12 protein-coding genes are annotated in these 11,335 nt (G+C 39.8%); 1 reads left to right on the plus strand and 11 read right to left on the minus strand.

Annotation, left to right across the window (positions count from 1 at the left end; all coding sequences use genetic code 11):
• Nucleotides 1-577: 577 nt before the first annotated feature.
• The 4 genes from ACTHOQ_RS14410 to ACTHOQ_RS14425 form a co-directional block, all read right to left on the minus strand.
• Nucleotides 578-1,852: a sensor histidine kinase gene (locus ACTHOQ_RS14410; RefSeq protein WP_440496844.1), complete on the minus strand. Its 1,275-nt coding sequence runs from the start codon at nucleotides 1,850-1,852 to the stop codon at nucleotides 578-580.
• A gap of 19 nt (nucleotides 1,853-1,871) precedes the next feature.
• Nucleotides 1,872-2,042, minus strand: coding sequence for a hypothetical protein (locus ACTHOQ_RS14415; protein WP_440496845.1), 171 nt, complete (start codon nucleotides 2,040-2,042; stop codon nucleotides 1,872-1,874).
• Nucleotides 2,039-2,572, minus strand: a complete 534-nt coding sequence (locus tag ACTHOQ_RS14420; protein ID WP_440496846.1) for an accessory gene regulator ArgB-like protein — start codon at nucleotides 2,570-2,572, stop codon at nucleotides 2,039-2,041. Before ACTHOQ_RS14420 ends, ACTHOQ_RS14415 begins: the two co-directional genes overlap by 4 nt.
• A gap of 266 nt (nucleotides 2,573-2,838) precedes the next feature.
• Entirely contained in the window at nucleotides 2,839-3,147 is a 309-nt protein-coding gene (locus tag ACTHOQ_RS14425; protein WP_440496847.1) for a DUF6509 family protein, read from the minus strand.
• Nucleotides 3,148-3,429: 282 nt separating this feature from the next.
• Between ACTHOQ_RS14425 and ACTHOQ_RS14430 the strand changes: the two genes are divergently transcribed.
• On the plus strand, nucleotides 3,430-4,605 hold the full coding sequence (locus ACTHOQ_RS14430; RefSeq protein ID WP_440496848.1) for an alanyl-tRNA editing protein: 1,176 nt from the start codon (nucleotides 3,430-3,432) through the stop codon (nucleotides 4,603-4,605).
• A 52-nt stretch (nucleotides 4,606-4,657) separates the two neighbouring features.
• On the opposite strand, the gene ACTHOQ_RS14435 is transcribed toward ACTHOQ_RS14430, so the two are convergent.
• The 7 genes from ACTHOQ_RS14435 to ACTHOQ_RS14465 all read right to left on the minus strand — a co-directional run bounded on the left by ACTHOQ_RS14435 (nucleotide 4,658) and on the right by ACTHOQ_RS14465 (nucleotide 10,951).
• The gene (locus tag ACTHOQ_RS14435; RefSeq protein ID WP_440496849.1) at nucleotides 4,658-5,014 is read right to left on the minus strand and encodes a rhodanese-like domain-containing protein; all 357 of its coding nucleotides are present in this window, start codon (nucleotides 5,012-5,014) and stop codon (nucleotides 4,658-4,660) included.
• A 296-nt stretch (nucleotides 5,015-5,310) separates the two neighbouring features.
• Nucleotides 5,311-7,311: a methyl-accepting chemotaxis protein gene (locus tag ACTHOQ_RS14440; RefSeq protein ID WP_440496850.1), complete on the minus strand. Its 2,001-nt coding sequence runs from the start codon at nucleotides 7,309-7,311 to the stop codon at nucleotides 5,311-5,313.
• A 170-nt stretch (nucleotides 7,312-7,481) separates the two neighbouring features.
• Complete coding sequence (locus ACTHOQ_RS14445) at nucleotides 7,482-8,300, minus strand: metallophosphoesterase (RefSeq protein WP_440496851.1); 819 nt, start codon at nucleotides 8,298-8,300, stop codon at nucleotides 7,482-7,484.
• Between the two features lie 34 nt (nucleotides 8,301-8,334).
• A complete protein-coding gene (locus ACTHOQ_RS14450; RefSeq protein WP_440496852.1) occupies nucleotides 8,335-9,012 on the minus strand; it encodes a glucose-6-phosphate isomerase in 678 nt (225 codons plus the stop codon).
• Nucleotides 9,009-9,722, minus strand: coding sequence for a silver transporter (locus ACTHOQ_RS14455; protein WP_440496853.1), 714 nt, complete (start codon nucleotides 9,720-9,722; stop codon nucleotides 9,009-9,011). Before ACTHOQ_RS14455 ends, ACTHOQ_RS14450 begins: the two co-directional genes overlap by 4 nt.
• On the minus strand, nucleotides 9,679-10,575 hold the full coding sequence (locus ACTHOQ_RS14460; RefSeq protein WP_440496854.1) for an ATP-binding cassette domain-containing protein: 897 nt from the start codon (nucleotides 10,573-10,575) through the stop codon (nucleotides 9,679-9,681). The genes ACTHOQ_RS14455 and ACTHOQ_RS14460 overlap by 44 nt, the downstream gene beginning before the upstream one ends.
• 4 nt (nucleotides 10,576-10,579) lie before the next feature.
• Nucleotides 10,580-10,951, minus strand: a complete 372-nt coding sequence (locus ACTHOQ_RS14465) for a GntR family transcriptional regulator (RefSeq protein WP_440496855.1) — start codon at nucleotides 10,949-10,951, stop codon at nucleotides 10,580-10,582.
• Nucleotides 10,952-11,335 lie beyond the last annotated feature (384 nt).

The raw sequence follows: 11,335 nt of genomic DNA on the forward strand, positions 1-11,335 counted from the left end.
TCCCTTAATCTCGTATAAAATGAGATCGAGTGGAAAATTTTGGGTTCATCACCATAACATGGGTTGATTTCCATTGCGGGTCGGACGCTTTCCGCGGGCACGGCTCGAGCCTGTAGTCTCTCCCTCGTGCTGTTCCCGCTGGAGTCGCCTCCCCTCCATTCCAATCAACTCGCCTTGACATGAAGTTTTGTCATCCCCAACTTTTGGTGGTGAACCAACTTTTGCGTAAAAATCCTCTAAATACTATTTACGCTATGCTTAGTCGGCTGGCCTGGGGAAATTTAATCCTCAATATAAGAAAGATAATCCCCGCTATGTACAAAATAATCTTCACTATGGTTCACTTAATCCTCACTTGGTATGGTATAATCCTCAATCGCACTTTTAATCCTCAATTTCAGCATTATAATCGTCAATCGGCAAAATTCAATCCTCAAATTTAACAGAATATCCCGCCTCGTATTTAGCTGCACAATCAATTATTCAGGAATGGATATGGCTTTTCGCTTTTACACAATCGTATATAAATGATATGTTCTTTTGATTTATCCCCAAAATGATAAACTTCATGATTCACCTATTCGATTACGAGAATTTGGGTAAACAATCTGTCTGTCACATTTGTATTTAATGTTACATTCGGATAACTATTCAGAATGGTTTTAACGTTGTTTAATCCTTTACCGCGGTTTTCCCCCTTTGTTGAATAGCCTTCTGCAAAAATCTGCTCTAAATCCACCGACTCGTCGGCCATAGTATTCTCGACAATAATCATTAAGGAATCCGAATCGCTCTTATAAAAAGCGATTGCAACTTCTTTTTGCGAATCCAGCTGATTATTCGCTTCAATCGCATTATCTAAAAGAATCCCCAAAATTCTGGCGATATCAATTACATTCATATTGATTTCATCGATTTCGTCAGCTATTTCAAGATCGACTGCCACTCCCTCTTTTTCAGCTTGCAGCGTCTTCGCTAATATCAGCCCTTTAATTCCGGTAATGTGCAGCTTTGATAAATTCGATAGCTGCTCATTTCTTTTTAATGTATCTTCTTCGGCTGTGAAAATATGCTTTTTGAAATAGTTCTTCAGCCCTTCAAAATCATCCATCTCTATATAGCCCTGCATCGTGAATAGGATGTTCACATGATCATGGCGAAACTTCTGCATATCATTATTGATTAGTTCCAGTGAATGCATATAGTCCGTGAACTGCTCGGTTTCAAACTTGATTTTTTGGATGCCGTTTTCCTTTTTTATGTTTTTGCTTGTCAAGTAAACAACAAAAAGCATGATCGCGAAATAGATAATCTGCGAAATAATATTAAATTTCAGCAGATTATCTTGTGAAAAATATTCGGTCAAGTAAATATTGATATAGAAGGTGCTCATCGTTACAAACGCTATAAAGAGGATCAATATATAGGCGCCCTTCATTTGGCTAAACCATTCAAAAATCTTTTTTGTCGCAAATTGATAAATGATGACAGCCGTTATAAATAACACAATAAAAATGCAATATTGCTCCACCATATTCGGCAGAAAATGAAATGGTATGATTTCCATCGCATATTGTGTAATATTATCTGTCAAAATACCAATAATCACGACAAAACATATATATATAAGGGTAATGAATCTCTTAGATACCCAGTAAAAGTAAATGAAAACGCTGGTAATAATGAAAATAATCCCCTGCCACTGACCAACTAAAAGATAAATAAGGGAAGTCGGACAAATAATCATTAAAACATAAACTAAAATATGCTTACTATTAATTTTTATTTGCGCAATATAGGTCACGGCCCAAAATATTAAAATAAACTCTATAATTAAAAATAAAAGCTTCATTGCTCTACTCCATATTAAATTATTCTTTTGAAGCGAATGGGTGATTTTCTAACAGCTGGGTTGGAACCTTCTTCTCATGGAATATTGTCGTGCATCCTGTAACGGTTGCCGTACCACCCACCGCTACTACAATTGCCGCTAGTTTTGATGCGAAAAACTTAATGTTAAACGATTTCTTCTCCTTATTCATTTGTGACCCTCTCCTTTTAATGTTTGTACAATCAACATAACTGTTTCTAATAAAATCCCATAAGCAATGAAAGCTTTTATTTTTAGTGGACTAAGGCAAAATGCTCCAATAATCAATAATAACCGGATGTTCATTTTCTTTCGCAAATGACTTCGGTGTGTTTGATTAATGACCGGCTGGTTTCCCGTTCCTTTCGGCGCAAGTGTATAAACTAGCAGCAATAGAATACTAGTACCTATATATAAATAGATAACTGGTAAAACTATAGTCAAATCAGCTAAATAATCGGCGGCTACGGGAAATGCAATCGCACTCCAAACAAGGCATATATATAAATTGCTGAAGTGGTAGCCTAAACACACTTGCCGTAAAAGAAAGAAGGTAAGATGTATAATGAAAGTCGGAAAAATGCAATCTAGCAAAAACGCCAATAAATAGATGAGCAGCAGCTTGTAAAACTCAGATAAAATGATTTGAATACCGAACTTTAGCTTTTCTCGTTCAAGCATTGAATAATGCTCTTGATTCAATGAATTGAATAGAGCGGATTCTAGTCTATTTATCTGTTGCCCCTCCTTCCAAAATGATCTTTTACGAACAATCTTTTATCTAAAACTTTATTACTAACAAGTATAATTATATCACTACTTTACAAATAATGTAAATAGTATCATTATATAAAAAGCATCTCAAAAGCCAGATTTTTGCTCTAACTTTTGGGATGCATTACCTTACTTACTATGTTGGTGGCACGCACACTAAATTAAATCGGGTCTAAACTTATACTCCCTAAAACTTATTGTATTTCTGTTTCGTTGGAATCTGCGAATAATTCCTCTTTGCAAAATGCTAAAACCATCGCTTCCTCATCTTCTTCCAGCGCGAAATCCAAAAATTCATTATTTGATTTATCAATAATGAAGTAATTTACAATGCGCACGTCTTTTTCGATCACACCAACGATTACACGGATTTCCAAGCCTGCTGCAGAATACAGCTCATCATCCTCATCTACTTCCACATCTAACAAAAACTCGAATCGCTTACCTTCAATAATATTTGTCGGGTCTAAAATTTCCTCAATTGAAAACTGTGTAATATTCATATTCGTACTCCTTCCGGGAAATCCTTCTATTTCATCATAAACGAAAATTCCGGCTCGTCAAATAACAGTTATTTATGTTCATTCAGCGGTTTTCCCGCATGCTCGCTGAATGAGAAGAAACAAGCTTAAAAACATCATATTTTGTGGCAGCAACTGACTGACCCACATCCTATCGGCCTAATCTCTAAAAGATTTGGTCTCTGGCTAGCCGAGGCTTAATTGATTTTTTACCGTGACAGCAACGTTTCCATATGACAAACTAGATTTAAGGAGTGATGGACTTTGAAAAATTTGTTTTATTATGAAGATGCGATGATGAAAGAATTCAAAGCACAAGCAGTGAAAACAGGCATAGAGGAAACACGCAATTTCATCGTGTTAAACAATACGGCATTTTATCCAACAGGTGGTGGACAACCTCATGACACTGGATGGATTCATGATCTCAAAATTATCGATGTCGAGAAAGTTGGCGACGAAATTCGCCATTATACGTTAGACGACGTGTCGAATATTTCCGGGGAAATTGTCGGTAAGCTCGATTGGACGCGCCGTTTCGACCATATGCAGCAACATGCCGGACAGCATATATTGACTGCTGCTTTTGTGGAGCTCTTTAATATTCCGACCATAAGCTTCCATTTAGGTACAGAGCTTGTAACGATTGATTTAAATATTGGCGAAGTATCGGAAGAACAATTGATCGCCGCTGAAAAACGCGCAAATGAAATTATTTTAGAAAATCGCCCTATCGAAACGAAATGGGTTACAAAAGATGAATTAGCGCATTATCATTTACGGAAAGATGTAACAGTGGATGAGGATATTCGTTTAGTCATTATTCCAGACTATGACTACAACGGATGTGGTGGCACGCATCCGACCTCTACTGGTCAAGTCGGGCTAATTAAAATTTTAGCTACAGAAAAAATGAAACAGCAAATCCGTGTGCATTTTGTCTGTGGCAATCGTGTATTACAGCAGCTGGCGATGCGCAAAAATGTATTAAGTGATGTTGCCCGTCAATTGAGCGCACCAGAGGAAGAGGCAGCTGGCGCATTGCGCAAATTCGCGAAAGCAGCAAAACAAACCGAGAAGAACTTGACCGAGGCACAAGATGCACTACTGGAATTTGAGGCAAAAGAATTGGCGAAAGAAACGATTGCAGCAGCAACTTTCGAAAACCGGTCTATTCAAAGTTTACAAAAGCTGGGGCGGTTTATTGCACAGCAAAATGATGGAGCAATTGCCCTTCTCGTTGCAAACAATGAAGATAAGCTACAGTTTGTAGCAGCAAGGGGCAGTGCGCAAAAGAAATCGATGAAAGATGTTGCCGCTGTTGCTTTACCGCTACTGAACGGAAAAGGCGGCGGAAGCGAGGCGCTCGTGCAAGGTGGCGGAGAAAAAATCATTGCAGCTGAAGCACTGCTGGAAGCGATGAAAAAAGCGGTTGACTAAAAATAAAGAGAAGACTGGAGAGGCTGCCCTTTCCTATCTTCTCTTTGTTTCGCTATGCAGCGCGCAGTCCATTCATCCCGCGGCGGACATTTGTTACATTTGAATAGCCGAGCTTTACGAGTTCCTTGCATGCCTTATTGCTCCGTACGCCACTTTGGCAAATGACGACAATGGACTGGTCTTTCGGCAAATCCCCTAAATATGTTCCGAGCGGACGGTTTATAAATTGCGGTATATGTGCCTCTTTGTATTCCTTTTGTGTGCGAACATCTATAAATACATACTGGCCATCGTCTAAAAGTGGCTGTAATTCTTTTGGCGTAATATAGTTCACGCCTTTTTTCGGCATAAAGCGCACAACCACTGCGATAATACCCAGCATCGCAATAAGTGTAATAATCCCTTCCATTTTGCATACTCCTAAAATCTGTTTTCTTTATTTTACGATACTCTGAAGAAGCTGACGAATATTTTGCGCTTTTCTAGATGGAGCAACGCGTTTCGTTGTTTGCTTAATAGGCATATATTGGACGCATATTGCTGTTTATTTTGAACAATGGGTGGCTTTATTTAACAATGCTGAACCTTTTTTGGAACATGTAGATCCTGTTTTTGAACATATTAGAAAAACTCCATCACTTACTATAAAACATATACATTAAAAAGCAGTGGCACAATCAGGACCGATTGCACCACTGCACATACTTATAGCTTGAACTGTTTAATCGCGATTTGCAGCTCACTTGCCATTTCAGATAATAGTTCCGCCTGGCGTGCCATTTCGTCCACTGTTTGCAGCTGGCCCGATGCGGAGTGTGCCACATCTTTCACATAGCCTGCCGCCGATGTAACCGAAGCTGACATTTCTTCGATCGATGCCGATACTTCCTCGGTATTTGCGCTCATTTCTTGTGCGGAGCCGCTTAACCCTTCAATCTCAATTGCAATTCGTGAAACGGCTTCGACAATTTCACTGAAGCGCTCTTCTAGTTGCTGGATCGATTGTAAACCTTGTGCGACATTTTCCTCGCCTGATTCCGCTGCTTGAACCGCTTCCACCGTATAGTGCTGGACTTTCTGAATCAACATATTGATTTTTGCCGCCGAGTCTGCCGTCTGCTCGGAAAGCTTACGAACTTCTCCGGCTACGACCGCAAACCCTTGCCCTGCCTCCCCAGCACGGGCAGCCTCGATTGAAGCATTCAACGCCAGTAAATTTGTCTGATCTGATATATCGGTAATCATCTTTGAAATAAGACCGATTTCCAATGACTCCTGCTTTAGCTTATGAATGACTTCCAATTCCATTTCTGTCCCCGATTGGATGGCATTCATTTTAGCGATTGAATGATGGACTGCCTCATAGCCGTCGCGAACTTTTGTTTCAATGAAATCCGTATGCTGAGAAACTGTGCTTGCGACTTCTGCCACTTGCTGGATTCCCATAGCCATTTGCCCCATCGTTTCTGCGCTTTCTTCAGCTACTTGCGCTTGGCTATCAGAACCGCGGTCCACTTCTCCAATCGCTTGCGAAATGATTTTGGCATTTTCCGTCACTTTGTTCACATCGCCCATCAATTCACAGGAAGCTTCACTTACATTGATGGAGTTTGTTTGAACTTTTGTAATCATTATCCGCATATTATCTACAACTTTTGATAAAGAACGCGACAATATGCCCAATTCATCTTGACGTTTTTGATGACGCTCATTTGGCTTATGCGTGAAATCGCCTTGCCCGATAAATTCACTTACCTTTACAACTTCGCGAATCGGACGGCTAATACTATTTGATAAGAAGAAGGCGATGATTAGTCCGATAAATAGCACACTGAATGTGGAAATCGTTAAAATGATACGCATCTTCATTAAGCTGATGAACATCTCTTTTTCTTTCGCCATAATCCCTATTGACCATCCATTATTCAATTTATGATAGCCAAGAAAACGGTTATCGCCATCGGAATGCTTGAATTCAAAAAAGCCTTCCTCATTTTTAATAATTTCCTCTATCGCAGACGCTTCACCTGTCATTTTGCCGGATTCCTTTGCCTGCGTCAAAAAGTTCATCTGGTCTTTTACATATGTTTCTTTGGGATGTGCTTGAATGGTCCCATCTGCGTTCACCAAATAGGCATATCCCGTTTCACCAACGACAATATCCTCCAATACTGATGACAGGAAATACCCGTCCATGCGCGCCAGCAATAATACCTTTTCGCCTGTAGCTGTATTATTAATCGGTGTGGCAATCATGATGACGGGCTCATTCGTTACACGACTAATAATCGTATCGGACATTGTCGTCTTGCCTTCGAATGCCGTTTTTATGTATTCGCGATCCGCTAAATCGGTAGTTGTATCATCTAAGTAATGGGCAACCCCGCTTGCATCAACGATTCCAAAGCTTAAATAGTCTTCACTTTCCGCTAAACGTTTATTCAAATAGGCTTTTTGCTCTGTAAAATCCATGTTTTGAATAGCTGGCTGTTCTGCGATTGCTTGTACTTCTGCATTTGTCCGCTTAAAAAATTCCTCGATGTAGTGTGATACATCCTCTGCCTTTGATTGCAGGTTATCGCGGATTTGGATTTCCAGCGAATTATAGCTATTGTAGTAACTCGATACACCTAACACCGCACAAGTCAACGTTAATAATACAATGATCGATACAGTTAACTTCGCACCAATCCCCTTGTTTTTCATTTCTTCCCCTCCAGAGATAGATATAAAATCCCGCAAAATTTCTAGTAAACAGTTATTTTTAGTCTATAAAATTTCTAGTAATTGTATACTCGTTTCATCATATATAAATAATAGTAGGAAGTAAATACAGGATTGAATTCAACAAAAAAACGTCACATTTGCGACGTTTTTTATTGTACTTTATTTAGTTCCACGACATATATTTCCGGTAAATTAAAAATTCGATAAGGAAACAAGCTGTTCCCTAAACCTCTGCTTATAATCATTTTTGTTTGCTGTTCTTCAAATATGCCTGCTGAATATTTTGGCATAAAACCTTGCGACGGTGCTACAAGCCCTCCGACAAATGGCAAACGAATTTGGCCGCCATGCGCATGGCCAGTCAGCACTAAATCCATATGCTTCTCGACATATGCCTCAAACTGCTCAGGACGATGCGATAACAATATAGTGAATAAATCGGTTTTGACATTTTCCATCGCTTGATCGATTGACTGCTCTACAGATTGCCCCATTAACGGATCCTCGATACCGGCAATAACGATACGTTCCCCATCACGCTCTAAAATTATTGCATCATTCGGCAACACGTGCACTCCTGAATCCGTAAGCGCCGCATAAATCTCTTCTGTTAAGTTTAGCGCAACCTCGTGATTTCCGAGCACGTAATAAACATCCGCAATATCGACAAACTGGCGAACAGCCTGCAAGCTATTTTCCAAGTCATAGCGTCTACTATCTACTAAATCACCTGTAATGAAAATCGCATCTGGATTGGTAGCCCGTACTTTTTCCACTAAACGTGATTGGTCTTCCCCAAATGTCGCATCATGCAAATCGGTCACCTGTGTTATGCGGTAGCCGTCAAAATTTGCGGGGATTTTCTCTGATTCGTGAATATGCTCCGTCGTCACAAGCCAATTGTTGTTGACATATAAAAATACATAGACAGCTGCTACAAAAATGATCAATTTTAATATCTTTTTCAACGTATTCGCTCAATTCATTGAAAGTTTTGGGCAGTTACCAATACCACCCACCGTTATCAATAATATTGAAGTGCTTCGGAACATTCAAGTGTAAAATCCGCCGAGCGATTAAATCGTTGAGTCGATCATCACTGCGAGGGAAACTTTCCGGATTTAATAAATCGATTGAAAGGTACATTGATTTAGCTGTTACTTCCGTTTCGGATTCGAGAATGTAAAGTTTGTTTTCCTTAAATTCAATCTTCGGTGACTCAACAAACGGAGCAATATTTACTCGGTTTAAATAAAGCGGCGTTTCATAATATGAAGCAACAATTTTATTATCCGGTGAATCATTCCATGAGATGACAACAGGCAAATAATAGCTGTTGTCATTGCGGACGATTTCGACAGTTTCTTCTTTTGCCTCAAATGTTTCTGTAAACTTCAGGTGCTCTTTTTTCAGGCTATCGAATTTCCGGACTTTCAAATCTGCCATCAGCTGCTCATTTTCTTCAAGCTGTTGCTGTAAAACTTTATGAGACTCCACCTTTTCTACATTACCAGATACAAACAGCAAATACATAAACGCTGCAATCCCGCAAGCAAAGTAGACAGCCGCAAACCAAAAAGTCCGCTTCGGCTTCCAGATGCGAATTCTCGTAATGACCAAACTTGTCAATACAATGCCTAAAATCGATATAATTGTAAAAGCGAGTGCTCCGACAATCATGATCGCATCACCTCTCTTTGCTGGCGAATAAGAAGAACAAGCCCCCATAATATTGCCATATACATTACGCTGCGCCCTAAAATCTGCACCGAGCTACTGCCAAAAAGCATTTCCCATACATCAATTGTATATTGACGGATGAGCAAAAAAATTGCAGCGCCCAACAGCACAAAGACCACTTTGGAAAAATCGAATACTACATGCAAAAAATAACCGACAGATGCCGCAAGCAGTATACATACGACGAAACCTGCAAGTGAAATAATCGAGACATCTGAACTATGAAGCATTAATATATCTCCTGTTCTTACTATGTCAATGAAAACAGAAATGCTTAATGTGCAAATCGCTGAAAATAATGTAAATACAGCGTGCACTACAAGAAATAGCCATGTGGAAATGATTTCTGTGCGGTTTGTCGCAACGATCGAAAAATTATCGCGGGTCAGCACCTTTGAAGCAAGCATCCATCCGATGAACAGCATCATTATTACACTATAAATAAATAAGGGGTCCATTGAATAATATTGTTCGCGGTAATTGACAAAGCCTCGCCCCATTCCCATCGAACCGGTATGTCCACCGGAAAGCAGCGCAAGCAGCATATGCACAATGAGCACCGTGCTAAACATCGAGCTATACGCTTTGCACTTCCACTTCACTTGCTCATAAATATTGCGCGCCGGATTCACTTTTACGATAAATATCATCAATCGATCCCTCCTTTATGCCCGTTAGTACTTTACACATATCGCTTGCCGAAAGTGACTGCATGCGTACATTGTCAGGAAGCGGCAACTCGTTTGCGCCTACGATGACTTCATAAATCGGACCATTTTCGCGCTTTGCCAGCACATTGTAATTTGCCAAATATGGCTCGATATGAACTTTTTGCCCGACAAGCTTTACGGCGAGCTGCTGCACCTCATCTACTGGTGCAAACAGCTCAACCGTCCCTTTATGCAACAGCAAAATCTCTTCGACTAAGTGCTCCATCTCATGTAAATAATGGCTGGAAATAATCATAACGCGCGGATAAGCGATGTAATCTTTTAAAATAACGCGGTACATATCATCACGGATCGTTTCATCCATCCCATTCATCGGCTCATCCAACAGTGTAATTGCACAGCGGCTTGCTAAACCGTAAACGAGATTAAATACCGCCTTTTGCCCTTTCGATAGCTGGTAATGATAATTCCTCTCCGAAATTTCAGCGAAGCGCAATAATTCAAACGCAAGTTCTGTCGCAAAGTTCACATAGAAGCTTTTCGCCGATTCAAGAATTTCCTTTAATGTTAAAACAGACGGAAATGTTATCGCATCTTCTATGAAAATTGCATTTGCGGCTACGGTTAAGTTTTGGAATGGCTTTTTGCCGACGACTTCCGCCTTTCCGCTTGATACTTTTACATGACCGGCTAAAATTTTCAGCAGTGTCGACTTTCCGACACCATTTCGACCGATAAGCCCGATAATTTTCGGCTCATCAATTTGAAAAGATACTTTTGTTAAAACCGTTTTCTTGCCATACCGCTTCTCCAAATTTTCGCACATAATCATTCGCTCACCCCTCCTTTTGAATATGCTTTATCAGTTCAATTAAATCTTCGTCCAAAACACCTAAACGCTTCGCTTCCTGCACAATTTCATTCGCCATCTTCGTTAATGTTTCACTACGGCGTGTTGTTAAAATCCGCTGTTTTGCGTCTGCTATGACAAACATGCCAAGTCCCCTCTTTTTATATAAAATTTCTTTTTCCACTAAAATCGCAAGACCCTTCCCTGCTGTTGCTGGGTTAATATTAAAAATTTCAGCAAGCTGGTATTGTGAATATACCTTCCCATCAGGCAGCAACCGGTCAGCCAATATTTCATTTTCAAGCCATTCTGCAATTTGTATATAAATGGGCGTCGTGCTTTGTGCATTAAAATTCAAAGAGATTCCCCTTTCTAAGCAATCCAGTACATCAGTGTTGTAATGTACTATACAAAAACTTAGCTTTTTTGTCAATAAAACGAGAAATATTATCCACATATACTATTTATCCACAAAGTTATCCACTTTCACTCCAGTTACCCACAATTTAGTCACGATTTTTCAACAGGTTGCTATAAAGTTATCCACAAAATCAAAATTATTATTTTCTTTCAAAAGAACAAAAGCGCTAAACCGCCCGTTCAACTCCGACAGACATTGGAGGATCCGACGCAAAAGTAAACGTTCCACCACTTTTGCAGCGAGCGCTGAAGATCTGTCTTTTTAATTTTGGGCTTTCATTTCAATTAACAGTTTTTTACGGGTACAACTACCAGTCTCGTT

It is taken from the genome of Solibacillus silvestris (assembly GCF_051967575.1).
GTDB lineage: Bacteria > Bacillota > Bacilli > Bacillales_A > Planococcaceae > Solibacillus > Solibacillus silvestris_B.